We start from the raw sequence: 22,900 nt of genomic DNA, 5'->3' as shown, positions 1-22,900 counted from the left end.
GCACGGCCGCACTAGCGTCCCTCCGTGCCCGACACCGCCGATGACGCCCTCCGTCCCACTCCCGAGCTGCTCCGCACGCTCACACCCGCCGATGCGCGGGACCTCGTCGTGCTGGACGAGGACGACGACGACCCGGTGCTCCTGCACCGCGACGGCACGCAGGTCGACACCTGGCGCGAGGGCTACCCCTACGACGAGCGGATGTCGCGCGAGGAGTACGAGGCGGGCAAGCGCCTCCTCCAGATCGAGCTGCTGAAGCTGCAGAACTGGATCAAGAAGCACGGGCGCCGACTCGTGGTCGTGTTCGAGGGGCGCGACGCCGCGGGCAAGGGCGGCACCATCAAGCGCTTCACCGAGCACCTCAACCCGCGGGGAGCCCGCGTCGTCGCGCTCGAGAAGCCGACCGAGCGCGAAGCGGGCCAGTGGTACTTCCAGCGCTACGTCTCGCACCTGCCGGCCGCCGGCGAGATCGTCCTCTTCGACCGCTCCTGGTACAACCGCGCCGGCGTGGAGCGCGTGATGGGCTTCTGCACGCCGGCCCAGTACGACGAGTTCATCCGGCAGACGCCGCTGTTCGAGCGGATGCTCGTCGGCGACGGCATCGACCTGGTGAAGCTGTGGTTCTCCGTCTCGGCGGAGGAGCAGCGCACCCGGTTCACGATCCGCATGATCGACCCCGTGCGCCAGTGGAAGCTCTCGCCGATGGACCTCGCCTCCCTCGACAAGTGGGGCGACTACACCGCGGCCAAGGAGGCGATGATGGCGGCGACCGACACCGCCGACGCCCCCTGGACCATCGTGAAGAGCAACGACAAGAAGCGCGCCCGGCTCGAGGCCATGCGCTACGTGCTGAGCCTCTACGACTACGACGGACGCGACGAGGAGGTCGTGGGCCCGCTGGGTCCTGACCCGCTGATCGTCGGATCGGCCGCCGACGTGTACGAGCGCGGCGAGCACGCCGCGACGAGCTGACCGGGGGGACGGACATGGGGGAGTCGGGGATCGGCGCGGAGCTGCCGGGGGTGCACCTGCGCTGGCTGGCGCTGGACGAGCAGACGCTGGACGCCGAGCGGCTGCTGCCGCTGCTGAGCGACGAGGAGCGCGAGCGGTACGTCGGCACGGTCGCGGCGGCGGCGGCCGAGCGCTTCGTCTTCGGGCGGGTGCTGCTCCGGATGCTCGCGGCCGAGCTCACGGGCACGCGCGCGTCGGAGGTCCGGGTCGTCGCCTGCTGCCCGCGCTGCGGGGGCGCGCACGGCCGGCCACGGCTGGAGGGACGAGGGACCGCGCTGGAGCTGCTGTCGGTGAGCATCGCGCACTGCGCCGGCGCCGTCGTCGTCGCGGCCAGCAGCGCCGGTGCGGTCGGCATCGACGTGGAGCCGACGCTGGGCACGCCTGAGCGCGGGGAGCGGATCACGCGCATCGCGGGGGCGCCCTTCGCCACCGGCGGGATGCGCCCCGCCGACCCCGTCCTGCACTGGACCCGGATCGAGGCCGCGCTGAAGGCGGACGGCCGCGGGCTCGAGCTCGACCCGCGCCGGGTGCACGTGCACGAGTCGCACCACGCGGCGGAGGCGCGGATCGACGGCGTCCGCTTCCGGCTGGCCGAGCCGCAGCTGGACCCCGCGCTGCGGGTCAGCGTCGCCCTCGGGCCGATGGGGGACACGGGCGCCGGGCCCATCATCGGCTGGCGGCGCGAGCACGGCGACGCGCTCGCGGACTCGCTGGTGTCAGCGCCCGGGCGGTAGCGGCGGCAGCTCCTCGTCGAGGAGCCACGCGTCGAGCAGGTCGTCCACTCCCTCGCCGAGGATCTCGGTGCAGAGCTCGCGGAACTCCTCGTCGGTGACCGTGGCGGAGGCGTAGCGGGACGTCCACTCCCGCAGCAGCCGGAGGAAGGGCTCATCGCCGACGGTGAGCCGCAGCGCGTGCAGGGTGAGCGCGCCGCGCTTGTAGACGCGGTCGTCGAAGAGCGCGACCGGCCCCGGATCGGCGAGCACGAGATCCTGCGCCGCACCCCGCAGCACCGCGTGGTGGCGGCGGGCGCAGGCGTCGGATGTGGCGCGGCCCGACTCCTCCGACCACAGCCACTCCGCGTAGCAGGCGAACCCCTCGTTGAGCCAGATGTGGCGCCACCGGGCGATGCCCACGCTGTTGCCGAACCACTGGTGCGCGAGCTCGTGAGCGATCAGGCGCTCCGAGCCGCCGCGGCCGTCGGCGTGGTTGGCGCCGAACACCGCCATCGCCTGCGCCTCGAGCGGGATCTCCAGCTCGTCCGCCGTGACGACGACGCAGTAGCGGGCGAACGGGTAGGGCCCGAACAGCCGCGTGAACAGGGCGAGCATGCGCTCGAGCGGAGCGAAGTCGTGCGCGACCCGTGCGGCCAGGGCGGCGGGGCGGGCGAGGGTCACCGCGACTCCGGCGAGCACGCGCTCCTCGATCGCGTAGCGGCCGATCTGCACCGAGGCGAGGTAGGCGGCGCTGGGCTCGCGCTGCTCGTAGAGCCAGGTGCGGCGGCCCGAGCGGGCGCTCGAGTCGACGAGCACCCCGTTCGCGAGCACGGCGTAGCCCTCCTCGGCGGTGACGCGGAGGCGGTACGGGGCCTTCTCGGCGACGTCGTCGTTGCAGGGGAACCAGGTGGAGGAGCCGGAGGGCTGCGAGGCGACGAGCACCCCGTCCTCCAGCTCCTCCCAGCCGAGCTCGCCCCAGTGGCTGGCGCGGGGCGCCGGGTGTCCGCTGTACTCGATCTCGACCTCGACGCTCTCGCCGGCGGCCAGCGGCTCGGCCGGGGTCACCCGCAGTTTGTGCGGCGCCTGCTCGTGGCGGACGCGGCGCCCGTCGATCCTGACCCGGGCCACGCGGAGCCGGGAGAGGTCGAGCGAAAACCGCCGGAGCGGCTGCAGCGCGACGATCCTCAGCACGGCCCGGCCGGCCAGGCGGTTCGAGGCGACGCGGTAGTCGAGGTCGAGGTCGTAGGACTCGACGCGGTATCCGGTGTTCCCGATGCCGGGGACGTAGGGGTCGCCGGCGGTCTCGAGCCCGGTCAGCGCGGGGCTCACGCGACGGGCGCGTGGTAGTCGGCGACGCGCACTTCGCGCCACGGGCCGATCGGGTTGCCGCTCCAGCGGCTGCCCGCGGGCACGAGCTCCCCGCGCATGACCAGCGAGGCCGGGCCGACCGTCCCGTGCTCGGCGATCCGCGCGGCGGGGAGGATCACGCTGTGCGGGCCCAGGGTGGCACCGGCGTCGAGGCTCACGAGATCCATGCTCATGATTCGATCATGGAACAGGTGCGTCTGCACGACGCAGCCCCGGTTCACGGTCGCTCCGTCGCCGAGCGAGATCAGATCGGCCTCGGGGAGCCAGTAGCTCTCGCACCAGACGCCGCGTCCGATCCGGGCGCCGAGGCTCCGCAGCCACCACACCAGCGCCGGAGTGCCCGCGGCGGCATGGGCGAACCAGGGCGCGGCGACCATCTCGGTGAACGTGTCGGCCAACTCGCTCCGCCAGACGAACGAGGACCACAGCGGCTGCTCGTTCGGCTCGACGCGCTGGATCAGCATCCACTTCGCGGCGGTGGAGACGGCCGCGGCGACCGCCCCGGCGGCCAGCAGCACGACGCCTCCGACGAGCGCGGCGAGCACCGCCCCGAGCGTCTGGATCAGCGCCAGCAGTCCCGCGACCACGCCGAGGCCGATCGCGACCGAGACGACCACCGGGACGAAGCGGCCGAGCTCCCACGCGATGCGGGCCGCGCGGAGCCGGCGGGCCGGGCGGAAGGTGCGCGCGGACTCCGCCTCGACGACGGTCCGTCGCAGCCGCACGGGCGGCGAGCCCAGCCACGACGAGCCCGCCTTCGACTTCCGGGGCGCGGAGGAGAGGACGGCGACGAGTCCGCCGGCGGGAACGGTGTGCCCGGGCGCGGCCATGCCGGAGTTGCCGAGGAACGCGCGCTCACCGATCTCGGCGCGGGCGAGCCGCATCCAGCCGCCGCCGAGCGCGTAGGAGGCGACGAGCGTGTCGTCGGCGAGGAACGCGCCGTCGCGGATGGTCGTCATGGCGGGCAGGAGCAGCACCGTCGAGGCCTCGACGTCGCGCCCGACCTTCGCGCCGAGGAGCCGCAGCCAGACCGGGGTGAACAGGCCCGAGTAGAGCGGGAAGAGCAGGACCCGCGCGGAGTCGAGCAGCCGCTCCGTCGACCAGACCTGCCAGCCGATCCGCCCGCGCACGGGGTGGGTGCCGGGCTCGACGCCCCGGCCGAGCAGGCGCACCAGGACGACGACGAGGGCGGCGAGGACGACTCCGGAGACGGCGACGGCGGGCACGAGCGCGGCCAGAGCGGGCCCGAGCGCGGCGCCGAGGCCGGCGGAGCCCTGCACGGCGGCGGCCACGACGGCGAGCCCGGCCGCGAGGGCGAGGACCGGGACCGCCGCGAGGCCGACCGCGGACGCTCCGTACGCCCAGACCCAGCCCGGGCGGCGCGCCGGGCGCTCCGCGGGGAATCCGGCGTTCGCCCTGCCGAGCCGCTGGGCGGGGGAGCCGCCCCAGCGCTGCCCGGCCGGCACCCGTCCGAAGACGGCGGATCCCGGCTCGATCTGCGCGTGCTTGCCGATCCGGGCGCCGGGGAGGAGCGTGCTGCGCGCGCCCACGGTGCTGCCGGCGCCGACCCGGACGGCGCCGACGCGCAGCACGTCGCCGTCGATCCAGTAGCCGGAGAGGTCGACCTCGGGCTCGATCGCCGCGCCGCGCCCGAGCGTCAGCATCCCGGTCAGCGGAGGGAGGGAGTGGAGATCGACGTCGTCGGCGATCCGGGCGCCGAGCGCGCGGGCGTAGTAGGCGACCCAGGGGGCGCCCGCCAGGCTCACGGCCTTGAGCTGGAACGCGATCTGCTCGGCCAGCCAGAGCCGCAGGTGCACGCGGCCGCCGCGCGGGTGGTCTCCGGCGCGGATCCCGCGCAGCAGGGTGCGCGCGGCGAGGACGGTGAGCCCCATCCGCCCGAACGGCGTGAGGAAGAGCGCGAACGCGGGGATCAGGGCCGCGAGCGGCGCGGTGGGCAGCCACCCGAAGCCGGGCACCAGGTCGAGCACCGCGGTGGCGGTGAGGATCGCGGTGACCCAGCGGGCGCTGCCGAGCACGAGCAGCGGCGCGCCGAGGAGGGTCTGCAGCACGCGCATCCGGAGCGGGACCGGAGCGATCCGGTGCGCGGACGCCTCCGGGGCCTCGGTCGAGCGGCCCTGGATCTCGGCGGCCATCGCCGCCAGGCGCGGGTGGGCGTAGACGTCGGCGACGGTGAACTCCGGGTCGCGCTCGCGGATGCGCGCCACGAGCTGCGCGGCGGCGAGGGAGCCGCCGCCGAGGTCGAAGAAGTTCGCGCGCTCGTCGACCGGCACGCCGAGCACGTCGCGCCAGAGGGCGGCGAGCCACGCCTCCTCGGGGTCGAGGGAGGCGTCCTCGGTCGTGCCCACGGCGAGCGGCCAGGGGAGGGCGGCACGGTCGACCTTGCCGGAGACGCGGGTCGGCAGCTCCTCGACCACCGCCAGCAGCGGCACGAGGGACGCGGGCAGCTCCTCGCGCAGGCGGGCGAGCGCCGCGTCCCGGTCGAGCTCCCGCCCGCCGGCGAGGGCCAGGTAGCCGACGAGGACCTGGTTGCCGGCCGCCGTGGTGCGGACCGCGGCCGCTGCCCCCGAGACTCCGGGGAGCGCCTGCAGCGCGGCCTCGACCTCGCCGAGCTCGATGCGCCGTCCGCCGAGCTTCACCTGGTCGTCCGCGCGCCCCTGGAAGACCAGGCCGGCGCTCTCGAAGCGCACCAGGTCGCCGGAGCGGTAGGCCCGCTCCCAGCCCAGGAGCGGCGCGGGAGCGTACTTCTCGGCGTCCTTGACCGGGTCGAGGTAGCGCGCGAGCCCGACTCCGCCGATGACCAGCTCGCCGACCTCGCCCTCGCCGACCCGCCGCCCCTCCGCGTCGACGACCGCGAGCCGCCAGCCGTCGAGGGGCAGGCCGATGCGCACCGGGGGCGGGCCGCCGAGCGGCGCGGCGCAGGCGACGACGGTCGCCTCGGTCGGCCCGTACGTGTTCCAGACCTCGCGACCCTCGACCGCCAGGCGGTCGCCGAGCTCCGGAGGGCACGCCTCGCCGCCGAAGATCAGCAGGCGGACGTTCTCGAGCGACTCCGCAGGCCAGAGCGCGGCGAGCGTCGGCACCGTCGAGACCACCGTGATGCCGTGCGTGGTCAGCCACGGGCCGAGGTCCATGCCGCTGCGGACCAGCGAGCGGGGCGCGGGGACGAGGCAGGCGCCGTGCCGCCAGGCGAGCCACATCTCCTCGCAGGACGCGTCGAAGGCGACGGAGAGACCCGCCAGCACGCGGTCCCCGGGGCCGAGCGGCTCCGCCTGGAGGAACAGGCGCGCCTCGGCGTCGACGAACGCGGCGGCGGAGCGGTGGCTGACCGCCACGCCCTTGGGCGTTCCGGTGGACCCGGAGGTGAAGATGATCCAGGCGTCGTCCTCGAGCGAGGGCGGCTGCAGAAGCGGGATCGACGCCGTGCTCGGGTGCGGCGCGCTCGCGGTGAACAGGCGCGCGGCCGGCTCGTCACCGCCGGTGCGCTCGAAGCGGCCGGAGCCGGTGATCACGCCGCGGACGGCGGCCTCGCCGAAGACGAGGCGCGCCCGCTCCTCGGGATCGTCCGCGTCGACCGGGACGTAGGCGGCGCCCGCGGCGAGGACGGCCAGGATCGCGAGGTAGAGCTCGCGGGAGCCGCTGGGCATGCGGATCCCGACGCGGTCGCCCCGTCGGACGCCGGCGGCGGTGAGCTCGCCCGCGAGCTGCACCGTGCGGGCGAGCAGCTCCCGGTAGCTGAGCGCTCCGGCCGGGTCCTCCAGGGCGGAGGCGTCCGGGTGGCGCTCCGCGGTGTCGCGGAGGACGTCGACCAGCGTGCGCGCCGGAGGGGCAGCGGCTCCGGCGTCGAGCACGTCCTGGGGTCCGGCGGTCTCGGTCACTGTCGTCTCCGTCCCGGCCGCGCGATCCGTCTGCGCGGCGGCCGGGGCGACACCGTAGGGAGGCGGGGTGACGCGGAGGTGAACAGGCGGGGTCGGCCCGACCGGCTCAGTGCGCCATCGGGAGCGGTGCGTCCGACTCCGCAGGGCGGCGGACGAAGAACGCGGCCACGATCGCGACGGTCGCGATCGAAGCGCCCCACAGGAACGCGGAGTGGATGCCGCCGGCGTAGGAGGCGGCCTGGTCGGCGCCGCCCTGCGCGAGCTCCGCCGACCGGATCGAGAGGACGGTGACGAACAGCGCCGTGCCGGCCGCGCCGCCCAGCTGCTGCACGGTGCCGATGATCGCGCTGCCGTGCGAGTAGAGCGCGGGGCGCACCGAGCCGAGGCCGGCGGTGAACAGCGGCGTGAAGACGAAGGCGAGGCCCAGGCTGAGGGTCACGTGCAGCGAGAGCACGAACCAGGGCGACGAGTCCGCCGCGAGCAGGGTGTACCCCCACAGTGCGCCGGCGACGACGATCGAGCCGGGCACGAGCAGCACCCGCGGGCCGAAGCGGTCGTACCCGCGGCCGACGAACGGCGCGAGCAGGCCCATCAGCAGGCCGCCGGGGAGCAGGAGCAGACCGGTCTCCAGCGGAGTGAGGCCCAGCACGTTCTGCGTGTAGAGGGGCAGCAGGATCAGCGTGCCGAAGAGCGCGGACATGCTGACCGCCATCATCGCGATGACGATGGTGAAGTTGGCGGAGGAGAAGGTCCGGAGGTCCAGCAGGGCCCGGTCGGTGCGCTGCAGCAGGAGCTGGCGCGCGATGAAGCCCGCGAGGCCGAGGCCCGCGACGACGAACGGGATCCACGGCGCGACGACCGCGGCTCCGCCCTCGCCGAGGCTCGACAGGCCGTAGACCAGGCCGCCGAAGCCGAAGACCGAGAGGACCACCGACAGCGAGTCGATCGGGATGGAGCGTGGCTCGGTGACGTTCTCGACCTTGCGCAGGCCCAGGAGCAGCGCGCCGATCGCGATCGGGAGCACGATCCAGAACATCCAGCGCCAGCCGAGGAAGTTGAGGATGACGCCCGAGATCGTCGGGCCGACCGCCGGCGCCACCGAGATGACGATCGAGATGTTGCCCATCATCCGGCCGCGGATCGCCGGCGGCACCAGCGTCATCACGGTCGTCATCAGCAGCGGCATCATGATCGCCGTGCCTCCGGCCTGCACCACGCGGGCCGCCAGCAGGACGGCGAACGTCGGCGCGAGCGCGGCGGTGAGCGTGCCGAGGCTGAAGAGGATCATCGCGGCGGCGAAGAGCGTGCGGGTGTGCAGCCGCTGGATCAGGTAGCCCGTGATCGGGATGACGACGGCCATCGTGAGCATGAAGGCGGTCGAGAGCCACTGGCCCACGTGCGCCTCGACGTCGAAGTCGCGCATGAGGTCGGGCAGCGCCACGCTCATGATCGTCTCGTTGAGGATCACGACGAACGCCGACACCAGCAGGAGGCTGATGACCAGGCGGCTGCGCGGCTCGAGGGTCGTGGCGGCGGCGGGTGCGGCGCGTCGCGTCTCGGGAAGGGTGCTGCGCTCGGTCACAGGTGTTCTCCGGTCGTGAGGGGGATCGGCGTGAGGGGCGAATCGACGGCTCGACTCGCGGGCGCGGATGCGGGGTACGGAGGGAGAACAGCGGCGGGCGCCCCGGACATTCCCGATCGACGGGGATCCGCTGCGAGAGGTCTCAGGCGAGGACCGCGGAGAGCGCGGAGGACGCGGTCTCGGCCTCCTCGAGCGTGGCGCCGTCGCCGAAGCTGAACCGCACGGCGGTCCGGGCGACGTCGGGGTCGAGACCGAGGGCGAGCAGCGCGGGCGAGGGCTCGTCGCGCCCGGCGGCGCACGCCGAGCCGCTCGAGACGACGACGCCGCGCTCCTCCAACTCGAGGAGCGTCGACTCGCCGCTGCGCCCGGGGACGGCGTACGCGGCGATCGAGGGGAGCCGGTGCGCCGCGGAGCCCAGCGGCACGGCCCGGGGCGCCAGAGCCGCGACCCGCTCGGCGAACGCGTCCCGGACCGCCCCGACCCGCACCGCTCGCTCCGGGTCGAGCAGGCGCACCGCGGTGCCGAGCGCGACCGCGAAGGCCACGTTCTCGGTGCCCGAGCGCCGCTCCCGCTCCTGGCCGCCGCCGTGCAGCAGGGGCTCGAACGGGAGCCGGCTGCGCAGCAGCAGCGCCCCCACGCCCTTCGGCGCCCCGAGCTTGTGGCCCGAGACGGAGACGGCGTCGGCGCCCCAGCCCGCGACGTCCAGCCAGCCGGCGGCCTGGACGGCGTCCACGTGCAGCGGCACGCCCCGCGACCGGCAGAGCGCCGCGATCGCCGGCACGTCCTGCACCGTCCCGATCTCGTTGCTCGCCGCGAGCACCGAGACCAGCGCGGTGTCCGGCCGGATCAGCGCGGCGAGCGCGTCGAGGTCGAGCAGGCCCGTCGCGTCGACGGGGGCCCTCGACACCTCGAAGCCGTGCAGGCGACGGAGGTGGTCGGCCGACTCCACGGTCGCCTCGTGCTCGAGCGCCGAGATCACCAGGTGCCGTCCGCGCGGCGCCCCCAGCGCGAGGCCCTTGACCGCCGTGTTGATCGACTCCGTGCCGCCGGAGGTGAAGAGCGTCTCGGAGGCGCGGCCGCCGAGGAAGCGCGCCACCTGAGCGCGGGCCGCCTCCAGCGCGCGCGCCGCGGCGTCGCCGAGCGCGTGGCTGCTCGACGGGTTGCCGTACTCGGCCGTGAGGAACGGCCACATGGCCTCCAGCACCTCGCGGCGCACGGGCGAGGTCGCGGCGTGATCGAGGTAGATCACTCGACCGCGATGTCCAGGCCGAGGTCGAGCGAGCGGACGCTGTGGGTGAGCGCCCCGACGGAGATCACGTCGACCCCCGCCTCCGCGATCGCGCGCACGGTCGAGAGGTCGACGCCGCCGCTCGCCTCGACCACGGCCCGCCCGCCGATGAGGGCGACGCCCTGGCGGAGCAGCTCGGGGGTGAAGTTGTCGAGCATGATCGTGTCCGCGCCTCCCGCCAGCGCGGGCTCGATCTGGTCGAGCCGGTCGACCTCGACCTCGAGGTGCGCCGTGTGGGGGATCGTGGCGCGCGCCGCCCGCAGGGCCGCGGTCAGGTCGATCCCGCGCGCGGCGAGCACCGCGAGGTGGTTGTCCTTCGCCAGCACCGCGTCCGAGAGCGAGAAGCGGTGGTTGCGGCCGCCGCCGCTGCGCACGGCGTGCCTCTCGAGCGCGCGCAGGCCCGGCGTGGTCTTGCGGGTGTCGACGATGCGGGCCCGGGTCCCCTCCACCGCGGCGACGTACTGCGCCGTCAGGGTGGCGATGCCGCTCATCCGCTGCACGAGGTTGAGCGCGACCCGCTCGCCGCGGAGCACGCCGCCCGCGGGGCCCTCGATCCGGGCGAGGGTCTGCCCGGCCTCGAAGACAGCGCCGTCCTCCACGAGAACCGAGCAGCGGATCCGGGAGTCGACCTGCCGCATCGTGCCGACCAGGACGGCGCCACCGCTGAAGACGCCCGGCTCGCGGGCGACCAGGGCGGCGCTCGCGGTGGCGTCCGCGGGGAGCAGGGTGTCGGAGGTCAGGTCTCCCCAGGGCGCGTCCTCCTCGAGGGCGAGGGTGACGACGCGGTCGATGCTCTGGCGGGTCAGCACGGAAGGGCCGCCTCTCTGATGGGGGCGGCGGCGCTCGCCGTCGCGGAGTCGGGGGAGTCGGTGCGGTGGTGGGCGCCGACGGAGTGCGTGCGCGCGAGCGCGGCGTCGATCAGAGCGAGGGCGCAGGTGCGCAGGTTCGCGTCCTCGAGCGTCCGCAGTCCGAGCGGAGCGGGAGAAGCGGAGGCGACGAGCGCGTCGCGCGCCGCCGTGAGCCCCGCCGCGTCCCGGGAGAGGCCGGCGCCCGCCCACATCGCGTCCTGCAGAGCGGTGCGGTCGAGCGTCATCGGCAGGACGGCGCGGGGAGGGGCGACCGGTCCGCCGCTCCACGGGAGGGAGTCGAGAGCGAGCGCCGCGCGGCGCGCGAACACGACGCCCTCGAGCAGGCTGTTGGAGGCGAGGCGGTTCGCGCCGTGGACGCCGGTGCGGGCGACCTCGCCCACCGCGAGCAGTCCGGGAAGACTCGTGCGCCCGTCCAGGTCGGTCGCGATCCCGCCCATCCAGTAGTGCGCGGCCGGAGTCACGGGCAGCAGGTCGTCGGCGAGCGAGAGCCCGTTCTCGCGGCACACCGCCGAGATCGTCGGGAACCTCCGCGCCAGCACCTCGGGGTCGATCGCCCGGGCGTCCAGGTGCACGGGCAGTCCGCCCTGCAGCCGCATCCGCTCCGCGATCGCGCGCGCCACGACGTCGCGCGGCGCCAGCTCGGCCTCGGGGTGCACGCCGGTCAGGAACCGCTCGCCCGCGGCGTCCCGCAGCACCGCGCCCTCGCCGCGCACCGCCTCCGAGACGAGGAAGCCGCCCGGCAGCGCGAGTGTGGTCGGGTGGAACTGGTAGAACTCCAGATCCGCCGTCTCCGCTCCCGCCCGCAGGGCCGCAGCGAGCCCGTCCCCGGTCGCGACGGACGGATTGGTGGTGTACCGGTACAGCTGCCCGGCGCCTCCGGTGGCCAGCACGACCGCGTCGGCCGCCAGGCGCTCGAGCACGCCGTCGTGCAGGACGTCGGCGCCCGTGACCGAGCCGCCTTCCCTCACCAGGTCGACCAGGGCGACGTGCTCGCGCACCTCGACGGAGGAGGCCCGCACCGCCGCCACGAGCGCGGCCTCGATCGCGGCGCCCGTCGCGTCACCGCCGGCGTGCAGGATCCGAGGACGCGAGTGGGCGCCCTCGAGTCCCCGTGCCAGCTCGCCGCCCTCGTGGTCGAAGCCGACGCCCCACTCCTGCAGCGCCGCGACCGCCTCCGGCCCCTCGGCGCAGAGCACCTCGACCGCCGAGCGCACGGCGAGGCCCGCGCCCGCGGACAGCGTGTCCTCCACGTGCAGCGCCACCGAGTCGCCCGGCGCCGTGACCGCGGCGATCCCGCCCTGCGCGGCGAGCGTCGACGACTCCGCGAGCGCGCCCTTGGTGACGAGCAGCACCTCGTGGCGGCGCTCGGCCGTCAGCGCGGCGACCAGCCCGGCGACACCGCTGCCGACGACGACGACCCGCGCCATGTCAGACCCCCGCCGGCCCGGCGGGCGGAACGGCCGCGAGCATCCGCTCGAGGGCGATGCGCGCCTCGGCCTGCACCGACTCCGCGACCTCGATGCGGTTGAGCACCGTCCCCGCCACCAGGCCCTCGAGCACCCAGGCGAGGTAGCCGGGGTGGATGCGGTACATGGTCGAGCACGGGCAGACCACGTCGTCGAGGCAGAAGATCGTGTGCTGCGGGTACTGGACGGCGAGGCGCTGCACCAGGTTGATCTCGGTGCCGATCGCGAAGGTCGATCCCGCGGGCGCCGCCTGGATCGCCTTCACGATGTAGTCGGTCGAGCCGTACTCGTCGGCCGCGTCGACGACCGCCATCGGGCACTCCGGGTGCACGATCACGCGCACGCCCGGGTGCTCGGCGCGCGCCTTCGCGATCTGGGCCGTCGTGAAGCGCTTGTGCACCGAGCAGAAGCCGTGCCAGAGGATCACCTGCGCGTCCAGGAGCGTCGCGGTGTCGGAGCCGCCCTGCGGCTTCCGCGGGTTCCACATCGGCATCCGCTCGAGCGGCACGCCCATCGCCTTCGCGGTGTTGCGGCCGAGGTGCTGATCGGGGAAGAAGAGCACCCGCTGCCCGCGCGCGAACGCGTCCTCGAGCACGGTCGCCGCGTTCGAGGAGGTGCAGACCACGCCGCCGTTGCGTCCGCAGAACGCCTTCAGCGCGGCGGAGGAGTTCATGTACGTGACCGGGACGAGCGGCACGCGGCCGTCGGCGTCCGGCTCGGTGCCGTAGAGCTCGATGAGCTCGGCCCACGCGTCCTCCACCGAGTCGATGTCGGCCATGTCGGCCATCGAGCAGCCGGCCGCCAGGTTCGGCAGGATCACGGCCTGCTCCGGTCCGGAGAGGATGTCGGCGGTCTCCGCCATGAAGTGCACGCCGCAGAAGACGATCGCCTCGGCGTCCGGCCGGCTCGTCGCCGCCTTCGCCAGCTGGAAGGAGTCGCCCACGTAGTCGGCGTACTGCACCACCTCGTCCCGCTGGTAGAAGTGGCCGAGCACCACGACCCGCTCGCCGAGGGTCTCCTTGGCCGCGAGGATGCGGTGGTGCAGCTCGTCGGCGCTCGCCGTGGTGTACTCCTCCGGCAGACGGCCCTGGACCGGGGCGTCGGCCGGGATCGGGTCGGCCTGGGAGGCGCCGGGCCCGTACGCGGGCAGGCCGAGGTCGAACGACCAGGGGGCCTCCGCGAGCTCGGGCGCGCAGGTGGCGCCGGGCGCGGAGCCGCCCTCGATGAGCCGGATGGTGCTGTCGACGGATGTCACGGTCTTCTCCTCGTGAGGCGGGTGGGGGGAGTCGGGCGGCGCGCTCAGACGGGCAGCGGGCCGTTGTCGACGAGCGCCGCCGACTCGTCGTAGCGGTAGAGGCGCGGGGGACGGTGGCGGGTGCCCGTCAGGCGCTCCCCGGTGGGCACCACGGTGCCGGAGCTCTCGATCGTCCGGCGGAAGTTGGCCGGGTCGAGGGGCTTCTGCAGGACGGCCTCGTGGACCTCCCGCAGCTGGGACAGGGTGAAGGCGCCGCCGAGGAAGGCCTGCGCGATGCGGGAGTACTCCATCTTGTTGCGCAGGCGCCAGAGGGCGTAGTCGACGATCAGGCCGTGGTCGAAGGCGAGCTCGAGCGGCAGATCGGTGCAGAGCCAGGCGACGTTCTCTCCCACGATGGCCTCGTCGGCCTCGGCGGAGCGCACGAGCGCCCAGTAGACGATCGACACGACGCGGTCCTCGCCGGGGGAGCGGTCGGTGCCGCCGACGGCGTAGAGCTGCTCGAGGTAGCGCGGAGCCAGGCCCGTGGTCTCGCGGAGAGTGCGGCGGGCCGACTCGGCGAGGTCCTCGTCCGGATGCAGCGGTCCGCCGGGCAGCGCCCAGAGTCCCTCGAACGGCTCGCGGATGCGCCGGACGACGGGGATCCAGACGGTGCTCGCTCCGGTCTCCGGGTGCGGCCGCAGCGCGAAGATCACCGTCGACACGGCGAGCTGCACGTCCGGCATCCAGTGCTCCCTAGTAAGAGTCGCACCGACTGTAAGTGCTGCAACCACCTTAGTGTCACCGCCACCCGAACACCTAACGGAAGGAGCGACACGCCGCGACGAGTCCGCCCCGCCGCTAGGCTGACCGCACAACCGAATACCGGGCCGCAATACGCGACGCGGGAGAGCCGACTCCGGTCGGCACCGAAGGAGCAAGCCTCCCCGCCAATCTCTCAGGTCTCTGTACCGCGTCGAACTGGCCACTCTGGAAAGCGATCCGCTCGGATCCGCCCATGGTGAAAGCGCACGACCCCTCGGGGCGGCGCGAATCTCTCAGGCTCCACGACAGAGGGGGAGTTCCCACGGCACTGCTGTGCTCTGCCGCGAACGCGGCGCGAGTCCAGCACTGCGACGAAATGGAGAACTCATGTCCGAGACCCCGACGACGGCCCCCGAAGCCCGCTACTCGCCCCTGCACGACGTGCACGTGGCCGCCGGCGCGTCCTTCACCGACTTCGCGGGGTGGCAGATGCCGGTCCGGTACTCCGGCGACCTCGCCGAGCACCACGCCGTGCGCACCGCCGCCGGCCTGTTCGACCTCTCGCACATGGCCGAGATCCTCGTCGTCGGGCCCGAGGCGGTCGACGCCCTCGACTACGCGCTGGCGAGCGACATCTCGGCCGTCGGCGCGGGCCGCGCGAAGTACACCCTCCTCCTGGAGCGCACGGGCGGTGTGATCGACGACCTCGTCGTCTACCGCACGGGCGAGGACCGCTTCATGGTCGTCGCGAACGCGGCCAACCGTCACATCGTCGTCGAGACGCTCCGCGACCGCACCGCGATGTTCGAGTGCGAGCTGTTCGACGAGAGCGACGACGTCGCCCTGATCGCGCTGCAGGGCCCGCGCTCGCTCGAGATCCTGCAGAACGTCCAGGGCCTCGCCGTCGAGACCGAGCGGGGAGCGGAGTCGGTGCTCGACACGGACGACGCCGCGCGGCTGCTCGCGGAGCTGCGGTACTACCGCGCCGTGCCCGCCACCTTCGAGGCGCACCCGATCCTGATCGCGCGCACCGGGTACACGGGCGAGGACGGCTTCGAGATCTACGTCTCGCCCGACTCCGCTCCCGCGCTCTGGCAGGCGCTCGCCGAGACCGGCGCCGGGGCGGGCCTCGTCCCCGCCGGCCTCGCGGCGCGCGACACCCTCCGCCTCGAGGCGGGCATGCCGCTCTACGGCCACGAGCTCTCCCGCGACGTCTTCCCCGCGCAGGCCGGCCTCGGCCGCGTCGTCGCCCTCGGGAAGCCGATCGACTTCGTCGGCCGCGCGGCGAGCGAGGAGGGTCCCTCCGGAGACGCTCCCGTGCTCGTCGGGCTCGTCGGCGAGGGCCGCCGCGCCGCCCGCGCCGACTACACCGTCCTCTCCGGCGACGACGCGGTGGGAGTGGTCACCAGCGGCGTCCTCTCGCCGACCCTGGGCGTTCCGATCGCGATGGCCTACGTCGCCCCCGCCTCCGCACAGCCCGGGACGGCGCTCGCCGTCGACATCCGCGGCACGCGCCTCCCGATGACCGTCACCGAGCTCCCCTTCTACTCGAGAAAGAAGAACTGACATGGCCGTGCCCACCGAGCTGCAGTACACCTCCGACCACGAGTGGATCCGGGTCGACGGTGAGGTCGCGACCGTCGGCATCACCGCCTACGCCGCCGACAAGCTGGGCGACGTCGTCTTCGTCGAGCTCCCCGAGGCGGGAGCCCGCGTCGAGGGCGGCAGCGTCGTCGGCGAGATCGAGTCGACGAAGTCGGTGGGCGAGCTGTTCGCCCCCGTCGACGGCGAGGTCCTCGAGGCCAACACCGCCGTCGTCGACAGCCCCGAGCTCGTGAACTCCGACCCGTTCGGCGAGGGGTGGCTGATCCGGGTCCGCTTCGACGCCCTGCCCGACGGCCTCCTCGACGCCGCCGCCTACACCGAGCTGGTCGGCGAGTAGATGGCGGCCACCAGGACCCCCGGCGCCTTCGAGTCCCGCCACATCGGGACCGACGCCGACGCGCAGCGCACCATGCTCGCGGCTCTCGGCTACGACTCCGTCGAGGAGCTCGTCACCGCCGCCGTCCCCGAGTCGATCCAGGTCCGCGACCTCCCGCGGGTGCTGCCCGCTCCGGCCACCGAGACCGAGGCGCTCGCCGAGCTGCGCGCCCTCGCCGCGCGGAACACGGTGCGACGGCCGATGATCGGCCTCGGCTACTACGGCACGCACACCCCCGCCGTGATCACGCGCAACGTGCTCGAGAACCCCAGCTGGTACACGGCCTACACGCCCTACCAGCCCGAGATCTCGCAGGGGCGCCTGGAGGCGCTGATCAACTTCCAGACGATGGTCTCCGACCTCACCGGCCTCGACACGGCCGGCGCATCGATGCTGGACGAGGGCACCGCCGTCGTCGAGGCGATGCTGCTCACCCGCCGCGCCTCGAAGGCGCGCACCGACGTCTTCGTCGTCGACTCCGACGCCCTCCCGCAGACCCTCGCGCTGCTGCGCGGCCGCGCGGAGGCCGTCGGCATCCGCATCGTCGAGCTCCCGCTCTCGCGCACCGCCGCGGAGGAGGTGCCGGAGTGCTTCGGCGCCCTCGTGCAGTACCCCGGCGCATCCGGGCACCTCTGGGACCCGTCCGCCGTGCTCGCCGCGGTGAAGGCCCACGGCGGCCTGGCGGTCGTCGCCGCCGACCTGCTCGCGCTGACCCTGGTGCGCTCGCCGGGCGAGCTCGGCGCGGACGTCGCGGTCGGCACCACGCAGCGCTTCGGCGTCCCGCTGGGCTTCGGGGGACCGCACGCCGGCTACCTCGCCGTCCGCAAGGGACTCGAGCGCCAGCTTCCCGGCCGCCTCGTCGGCGTCAGCCAGGACGCGGACGGCCACCCCGCCTACCGCCTGTCCCTCCAGGCCCGCGAGCAGCACATCCGCCGCGAGAAGGCGACCTCGAACATCTGCACCGCCCAGGTCCTGCTGGCCGTCATGGCCGCGATGTACGCGGTCTACCACGGGCCGGACGGGCTCGCCGCGATCGCCGAGCGCGTGCACGGCCGGGCCGCGCTCCTCGCGCGCCTCCTCCTCGACCGGGGCCACTCCCTCCGGCACGCCGACTTCTTCGACACCGTCTCGGTCGTCGTGCCCGGCGGCGCGGAGGCGGCGGTCGCCCGCACCCGCGAGGCCGGCTTCGACGTGCGCCTGGTCGACGCCGACACGGTCTCGGTCTCGATCGACGAGACGGTCACCGACCTCGAGGTGATCGCCGTCGCGACCGCCGTCGGGCAGCTGGACTCGTCGTTCGGCTTCCTCGGCGGCTCCGCGCGGAGCATCCCCGCCGAGCTCGACCGCCGCACGCCCTTCCTCGTGCACCCGGTCTTCAGCAGCCACCACAGCGAGACCTCGATGATGCGCTACCTCAAGCGCCTCGCCGACTCGGACTACGCGCTCGACCGCGGCATGATCCCGCTCGGCTCCTGCACCATGAAGCTCAACGCCGCCACCGAGATGGAGGCGGTCAGCTGGCCCGAGTTCGCGGATCTGCACCCGTTCGCCCCCGAGGCGGACGTGCAGGGATCGCTGGCGCTGATCGACCAGCTGGAGGGGTGGCTCGCCCACCTCACCGGCTACGACTCCGTGTCGCTCCAGCCCAACGCCGGCTCGCAGGGCGAGCTCGCGGGCCTGCTGGCGATCCGCGGCTGGCACCGCTCCAACGGCGACGAGGACCGCACGGTCTGCCTGATCCCCTCGAGCGCACACGGCACCAACGCCGCGAGCGCGGTCCTCGCCGGCATGCGCGTCGTCGTCGTGGCCTGCGACGAGCTCGGCAACGTCGACCTGGACGACCTCCGGGCGAAGATCGCCGAGCACGCGGGCTCCCTCGCCGCGCTGATGATCACCTACCCGTCGACCCACGGCGTCTACGAGCACGAGGTCGCCGAGATCTGCCGCCTCGTCCACGAGGCCGGCGGACAGGTGTACGTGGACGGCGCGAACCTCAACGCGCTCCTCGGCTTCGCCCGCTTCGGCGACTTCGGCGGCGACGTCTCGCACCTCAACCTGCACAAGACGTTCTGCATCCCGCACGGCGGAGGCGGTCCCGGCGTCGGGCCCGTCGCCGCGAAGGCGCACCTCGCGCCGTTCCTGCCCGGCCACCCGCTCGCGCAGCGGCTCGAGCACGGCGTGGGCACGAAGGGCGAGCGGATCGTCCACGGCGGCGCGCCGGTGTCGGCGGCGCCCTACGGCAGCCCCGGCATCCTGCCGATCTCGTGGGCGTACGCCCGGATGATGGGCGAGGAGGGCCTGCGGGCCGCGACCGGGGCGGCCGTCCTCTCGGCCAACTACGTCGCCGCGCGCCTGCGCGAGCACTACCCGGTGCTCTACACGGGGGACAACGGGCTCGTCGCGCACGAGTGCATCCTCGACATCCGCCCGCTGACCGCGGCGACCGGAGTGACCGTGGACGACGTCGCCAAGCGCCTCGTCGACTACGGCTTCCACGCGCCGACCATGAGCTTCCCCGTCGCCGGGACCCTGATGGTCGAGCCGACGGAGAGCGAGGACCTCGCCGAGATCGACCGCTTCATCGACGCGATGATCGGGATCAAGCGGGAGGCCGACCGGGTCGGCGCGGGGGAGTGGCCGGTGGACGACAACCCGCTGCGCGGTGCCCCGCACACGGCCGAGTGCCTGACGGCCGAGGAGTGGACGCACCCCTACAGCCGCGAGGAGGCCGTCTACCCGGTCCGCTCGCTGGTGCGCGGCAAGTACTGGCCGCCGGTCCGCCGGATCGACCAGGCCTACGGCGACCGCAACCTCGTCTGCGCCTGCCCGCCCATCGAGGCCTTCGCCTGATCCGCCCGCACGCGCTCGTCGCGACCGAGGGTGAGAGAGCAGGAACGGAGCCTGGAGCCCGTCCTCGGCTCTCGCACCCTCGGTTGCGGACACCGTCGGTCCCTCACAGGCGCGCAGTGGGGCGCAGTTCACCCGGTCCCGGGGGGAACGGCGCACGGCGACTCCGGTGCGCGAGGGAGCCTGACCGTGTGGAACGCGTGGTGCAGGTGCTGGCAGGGCTCGACGGAGTCGCGACGAGCGAGCAGCTCCGACGTGCGGGCGTCACGCCGCGGCAGCTGAGGGCCGCCGTCGAGCGCGGCGCGGTCCTGCGGCTCAGGCGCGGGTGGTACGCCCTTCCGGCCGTTCCGTCCGCCCAGCGCCGCGCCGTCGCTGCGGGCGGCGTGCTCACGTGCGCCTCCGCGCTCTCCTCCCGCGGCCTCTGGGTCCTCGAGTCGGAGCAGCTGCACGTCGCCGTCCCGCCACACGCCTCCGAGCGTCGAGGGGGCAACGGCGTCCTGCTCCACTGGCGCCGGTGGGAGGGGTGCGGGCACGAGACCTCCTCCCTCGACGGACTCCGCTCCTCTCTGCTGCACCTGCTCGCGTGCGTCGACGGGGAGGACGCGCTGATGACGTTCGACAGCGCCGTGAACTCCGGAACCGTCGATCTCGACGATCTCCTCGGGCTTCGCGCTCTCGCCCCGGCCGGGAAGCGATGGGTGTTCGACGAGATCGAGCCGCGTGCGCAGTCCGGACTCGAGACGAGGGTCCGCCGGTGCGGACGCCGACTGCGCGTCCGCGTGCGGTCGCAGGTCGATGTCCCGCGGGTCGGGCGGGTCGACGTCGTCCTCGGAGACCGACTCGTGCTCGAGCCGGACGGGCGCGCTTTCCACTCCGGTTCGCACCAGCTGGAGGAGGACTACAGGCGCAGCCTCGAGCTCGCGGCGCAGGGCTACCTCTGCCTCCGGCTCTCGACTCGTCAGATCATCGGCTCCTGGGACCGGACCGAGGCGGTCATCCGTGGTCTCGTCCGACGTCGCGAGCACCTCTGGTCGGCTCTCCGGCCTGCAGACCGTCCGTGATCGAGGTGGGATCGGCGCCACGGGCCGCGAGGGGCGCGCCTGTGCCTCCTGACCTCGGTTGCGAACAGTCCGAGGTCACGTCTGCGGGGACGGCGGCGCGAACAGCTCGGGCCAGAGGGCGACGGCGAGCGGGTAGCCGACGAACGAGACGATGTCGATGATCGAGTGGGCGATCACGAGCGGCAGCGTCCGGCCGAAGCGCTGGTAGAACAGCCCGAACACCACTCCCATGACCACGTTCCCGATGAAGGGCCCGATGCCCTGGTACAGGTGGTAGCTGCCCCGCAGCAGTGCGCTGGTCACGAGGATCCGCCACCGGCCCCAGCCCAGGTCGCCGAGCCGCGCGTAGAGGTAGCCGATCACGACGACCTCCTCCTGCACCCCCGCGCGGATCGCGGACAGCACGAGCACCGGCACCGTCCACCAGTACGCGTCGAGCGGGGAGGCCACGACCGCCACGGTGATCCCCAGCGCGCGGCCGACGGCGTAGAGGGCGATGCCCGGCGCGCCGATCGCCACCGCCAGGATCGTCCCGGTCCCCAGGTCCGCCAGGGGCCGGCGCAGGTCGAGTCCCAGCCGCCCGAGCGGCCGGCCCGTGCTCTGCCAGAGCAGGAACGCGCAGAGGGCGACCGGCACGAGATCGAAGAAGAGCGCGAGCAGCTGGTACACGAGGTCGAAGCCCGGGCGGTCGCTGAGGGCGCCGTTGATCGTCGCGGTCTGGTCGGCCAGGGCGGTCGAGCGGGTGAGCCGGTTGGCGATCGAGACCACCGAGTAGACCGCGGAGGCGCCCAGCGAGAGCCCGAGGACCAGCAGGATCTCGACGCGGATCCGGCGCGGCGAGACCGCGGATCCTGACAGGTCGGTGGACACTTCGTGCGTCTCCTCTGAAGTCGATGTGTTGCGCGGTGGCCGCCCTGTGCGCACGTTTCGTGCAGAACGACGCAAGGATTCCACCTCCCGGTTACCGCTGTGTAACGGTTGCCACATGCTTTTGTGCAGATAGCGAGCGAATACATAGTCTCGTTCCAGGCATCCGCGCGACGGCCACCAGTCTCGTGCGCCGCCGCCGTCGCCACGCGCACGGCACTCCACGCGTCAGGGAAACCACTTCTCGCGCGCCCCCACACCACTGGAGGAATAGTGAACATCAGACGTTACGGATTCGGGGCTCTGGCGCTCGTCGCCGCGAGCACGCTGGTCCTGGCCGGCTGCAGCAGCTCGAACGACTCGGGCGGAGGTGCATCGGGAGGCGACGCCGCCGCGATCATCTCCACGAACGGCTCCGAGCCGCAGAACCCGCTGATCCCGACGAACACCAACGAGGTGGGCGGCGGCAAGATCCTCGACGAGATCTTCGCGGGCCTGGTCTACTACGACGCCAAGGGCGCCCCCGAGAACGACGTCGCCGAGTCCATCGAGTCGGACGACGCGCAGAACTACACCATCACGATCAAGTCGGGCCTGACCTTCACCAACGGCGACCCGGTCACCTCCAGCTCGTTCATCGATGCGTGGAACTACGGCGCCAAGCTGTCGAACAACCAGCTCAGCGCGTCGTTCTTCTCGAACTTCGAGGGCTTCAGCGACACCGAGGACAGCGAGCTCACCGGCCTCAAGGCCGTGGACGACACCACCTTCACCGTGGCGCTCAAGTCCCCGCAGTCGGACTTCCCGATCAGCCTCGGCTACTCGGCGTACTACCCGCTGCCGGCCGCCGCGTTCGACGACATGGCCGCCTTCGGTGAGAACCCGATCGGCAACGGCCCGTACAAGCTCGACGGCGACGACGCGTGGCAGCACGACGTCCAGATCGAGCTCGTCAAGAACGACGAGTACACCGGCCCCCGCGAGGCCCAGAACGGCGGCCTGAAGATCGTCTTCTACGCCACGCAGGACGCCTCCTACGCCGACCTCCTCGGCGGCAACGTCGACGTGATCGACCAGATCCCGGACTCCGCCTTCGGCACCTTCGAGAGCGACCTCGGCGACCGCGCCGTGAACCAGCCCTCGGCCGTGTTCCAGTCCTTCACCATCCCGGGCCGTCTCCCGCACTTCGACGGCGAGGAGGGCAAGCTCCGCCGCCAGGCGATCTCGATGTCCTTCGACCGCAAGGAGATCACCGACGTGATCTTCGAGGGCACCCGCACCCCGGCCTCCGACTTCACCTCCCCGGTGATCGACGGCTACAGCGACGCCCTCTCCGGCGCGGACGTGCTCGAGTACAACCCCGACGAGGCGAAGGCGCTGTGGGCTCAGGCCGACGCGATCAGCCCCTGGGACGGCACCTTCAAGATCGCCTACAACGCTGACGGCGGCCACCAGGGCTGGGTCGACGCGGTGACCAACTCGATCAAGAACACGCTGGGCATCGACGCCGAGGGCGACGCGTACCCGACCTTCGCCGAGGCGCGCACCAAGATCGTCGACCGCTCGATCGAGACCGCGTTCCGCACCGGATGGCAGGCCGACTACCCGAGCCTCTACAACTTCCTCGGACCGCTCTACGTGACCGGCGCCTCGTCCAACGACGGCGACTACTCCAACCCCGAGTTCGACACCCTGCTCCAGCAGGGCCTGTCGGACGCCGACGCCGACGCTGCGAACAAGACGTTCCAGCAGGCCCAGGAGATCCTCCTGCAGGACCTCCCGTCGCTGCCCCTGTGGTACGCGAACGTGACCGGCGGCTACGGCGAGGGCGTGTCGAACGTCGAGTTCGGCTGGAACTCGGTGCCGCTCTACTACGAGATCACCAAGAACTAAGCTCGAACCACTGGGGCGCTTCGCCCGTGCCGTCGGCCACCCGGTCACGGCACGGGCGGAGC

Annotated in this window: 16 protein-coding genes and 1 riboswitch; of the genes, 7 read left to right on the top strand and 9 right to left on the bottom strand. The window is 73.4% G+C overall.

The features are described from left to right. The first annotated feature begins 111 nt into the window (after window positions 1-111). Both ppk2 and C5D44_RS03840 read left to right on the top strand, forming a co-directional pair. Window positions 112-972: a polyphosphate kinase 2 gene (ppk2, locus tag C5D44_RS03845; RefSeq protein WP_258065001.1), complete on the top strand. Its 861-nt coding sequence runs from the start codon at window positions 112-114 to the stop codon at window positions 970-972. 14 nt (window positions 973-986) lie between these two features. Beyond that, window positions 987-1,745, top strand: a complete 759-nt coding sequence (locus tag C5D44_RS03840; RefSeq protein WP_104280887.1) for a 4'-phosphopantetheinyl transferase superfamily protein — start codon at window positions 987-989, stop codon at window positions 1,743-1,745. On the opposite strand, the gene C5D44_RS03835 is transcribed toward C5D44_RS03840, so the two are convergent. The 8 genes from C5D44_RS03835 to C5D44_RS03800 all read right to left on the bottom strand — a co-directional run bounded on the left by C5D44_RS03835 (window position 1,728) and on the right by C5D44_RS03800 (window position 14,170). Further along, entirely contained in the window at window positions 1,728-3,053 is a 1,326-nt protein-coding gene (locus C5D44_RS03835; protein WP_181118440.1) for a M1 family metallopeptidase, read from the bottom strand. The genes C5D44_RS03840 and C5D44_RS03835 overlap by 18 nt on opposite strands. Continuing rightward, window positions 3,050-6,988, bottom strand: coding sequence for a Pls/PosA family non-ribosomal peptide synthetase (locus C5D44_RS03830; protein WP_104280886.1), 3,939 nt, complete (start codon window positions 6,986-6,988; stop codon window positions 3,050-3,052). The genes C5D44_RS03835 and C5D44_RS03830 overlap by 4 nt, the downstream gene beginning before the upstream one ends. Window positions 6,989-7,094: 106 nt before the next feature. Further along, a complete protein-coding gene (locus tag C5D44_RS03825) occupies window positions 7,095-8,570 on the bottom strand; it encodes a DHA2 family efflux MFS transporter permease subunit (RefSeq protein WP_104277213.1) in 1,476 nt (491 codons plus the stop codon). A 142-nt stretch (window positions 8,571-8,712) separates the two neighbouring features. Continuing rightward, a complete protein-coding gene (locus tag C5D44_RS03820) occupies window positions 8,713-9,819 on the bottom strand; it encodes a cysteine desulfurase family protein (protein WP_104277214.1) in 1,107 nt (368 codons plus the stop codon). Next, window positions 9,816-10,667 (bottom strand): carboxylating nicotinate-nucleotide diphosphorylase, encoded by an 852-nt coding sequence (gene nadC, locus C5D44_RS03815; protein WP_104277215.1) that lies wholly within the window; start codon window positions 10,665-10,667, stop codon window positions 9,816-9,818. The genes C5D44_RS03820 and nadC overlap by 4 nt, the downstream gene beginning before the upstream one ends. Beyond that, window positions 10,661-12,154 carry an L-aspartate oxidase gene (gene nadB, locus C5D44_RS03810; RefSeq protein WP_104277216.1) on the bottom strand — a complete coding sequence of 498 codons (1,494 nt, stop codon included), beginning with the start codon at window positions 12,152-12,154 and terminating at the stop codon, window positions 10,661-10,663. The genes nadC and nadB overlap by 7 nt, the downstream gene beginning before the upstream one ends. Before the next feature lies 1 nt (window position 12,155). Continuing rightward, window positions 12,156-13,448, bottom strand: a complete 1,293-nt coding sequence (gene nadA, locus C5D44_RS03805; RefSeq protein WP_104280885.1) for a quinolinate synthase NadA — start codon at window positions 13,446-13,448, stop codon at window positions 12,156-12,158. 44 nt (window positions 13,449-13,492) lie between these two features. Beyond that, a complete protein-coding gene (locus tag C5D44_RS03800; RefSeq protein WP_104222969.1) occupies window positions 13,493-14,170 on the bottom strand; it encodes an NUDIX domain-containing protein in 678 nt (225 codons plus the stop codon). A gap of 149 nt (window positions 14,171-14,319) precedes the next feature. Further along, window positions 14,320-14,408, top strand: a riboswitch (glycine riboswitch). A gap of 168 nt (window positions 14,409-14,576) precedes the next feature. Here C5D44_RS03800 and gcvT point away from each other — a divergent pair. The 4 genes from gcvT (at window position 14,577) to C5D44_RS03780 (ending at window position 20,078) form a co-directional block, all read left to right on the top strand. After that, the gene (gcvT, locus tag C5D44_RS03795; RefSeq protein WP_104280884.1) at window positions 14,577-15,755 is read left to right on the top strand and encodes a glycine cleavage system aminomethyltransferase GcvT; all 1,179 of its coding nucleotides are present in this window, start codon (window positions 14,577-14,579) and stop codon (window positions 15,753-15,755) included. 1 nt (window position 15,756) lies between these two features. Further along, window positions 15,757-16,131: a glycine cleavage system protein GcvH gene (gene gcvH, locus C5D44_RS03790; RefSeq protein WP_104277220.1), complete on the top strand. Its 375-nt coding sequence runs from the start codon at window positions 15,757-15,759 to the stop codon at window positions 16,129-16,131. After that, complete coding sequence (gene gcvP / locus C5D44_RS03785; RefSeq protein WP_104280883.1) at window positions 16,132-19,020, top strand: aminomethyl-transferring glycine dehydrogenase; 2,889 nt, start codon at window positions 16,132-16,134, stop codon at window positions 19,018-19,020. Between the two features lie 188 nt (window positions 19,021-19,208). Next, the gene (locus tag C5D44_RS03780) at window positions 19,209-20,078 is read left to right on the top strand and encodes a type IV toxin-antitoxin system AbiEi family antitoxin domain-containing protein (RefSeq protein ID WP_146087968.1); all 870 of its coding nucleotides are present in this window, start codon (window positions 19,209-19,211) and stop codon (window positions 20,076-20,078) included. 75 nt (window positions 20,079-20,153) lie between these two features. Here the strand turns inward: C5D44_RS03780 and C5D44_RS03775 are convergent, their stop codons facing one another. Continuing rightward, on the bottom strand, window positions 20,154-20,948 hold the full coding sequence (locus C5D44_RS03775) for a CPBP family intramembrane glutamic endopeptidase (protein WP_258064997.1): 795 nt from the start codon (window positions 20,946-20,948) through the stop codon (window positions 20,154-20,156). A 270-nt stretch (window positions 20,949-21,218) separates the two neighbouring features. Here C5D44_RS03775 and C5D44_RS03770 point away from each other — a divergent pair, with 270 nt between their 5' ends. Beyond that, window positions 21,219-22,838 (top strand): ABC transporter substrate-binding protein, encoded by a 1,620-nt coding sequence (locus C5D44_RS03770; RefSeq protein WP_104277224.1) that lies wholly within the window; start codon window positions 21,219-21,221, stop codon window positions 22,836-22,838. Window positions 22,839-22,900 lie beyond the last annotated feature (62 nt).

The organism is Rathayibacter sp. AY1B5, assembly GCF_002932795.1.
GTDB lineage: Bacteria > Actinomycetota > Actinomycetes > Actinomycetales > Microbacteriaceae > Rathayibacter.
The sequence above is the reverse complement of the archived record's forward strand: the minus strand, read 5'-3'. Positions and strand labels throughout refer to the sequence as shown.

Bases quoted from the DNA above. Each gene is read 5' to 3' on its own strand.
- gcvP (WP_104280883.1), top strand. From the start codon at position 16,132: ATGGCGGCCACCAGGACCCCCGGCGCCTTCGAGTCCCGCCACATCGGG.
- C5D44_RS03800 (WP_104222969.1), bottom strand. From the start codon at position 14,170: ATGCCGGACGTGCAGCTCGCCGTGTCGACGGTGATCTTCGCGCTGCGG.
- nadB (WP_104277216.1), bottom strand. From the start codon at position 12,154: ATGGCGCGGGTCGTCGTCGTCGGCAGCGGTGTCGCCGGGCTGGTCGCC.
- C5D44_RS03840 (WP_104280887.1), top strand. From the start codon at position 987: ATGGGGGAGTCGGGGATCGGCGCGGAGCTGCCGGGGGTGCACCTGCGC.
- gcvH (WP_104277220.1), top strand. From the start codon at position 15,757: ATGGCCGTGCCCACCGAGCTGCAGTACACCTCCGACCACGAGTGGATC.
- gcvT (WP_104280884.1), top strand. From the start codon at position 14,577: ATGTCCGAGACCCCGACGACGGCCCCCGAAGCCCGCTACTCGCCCCTG.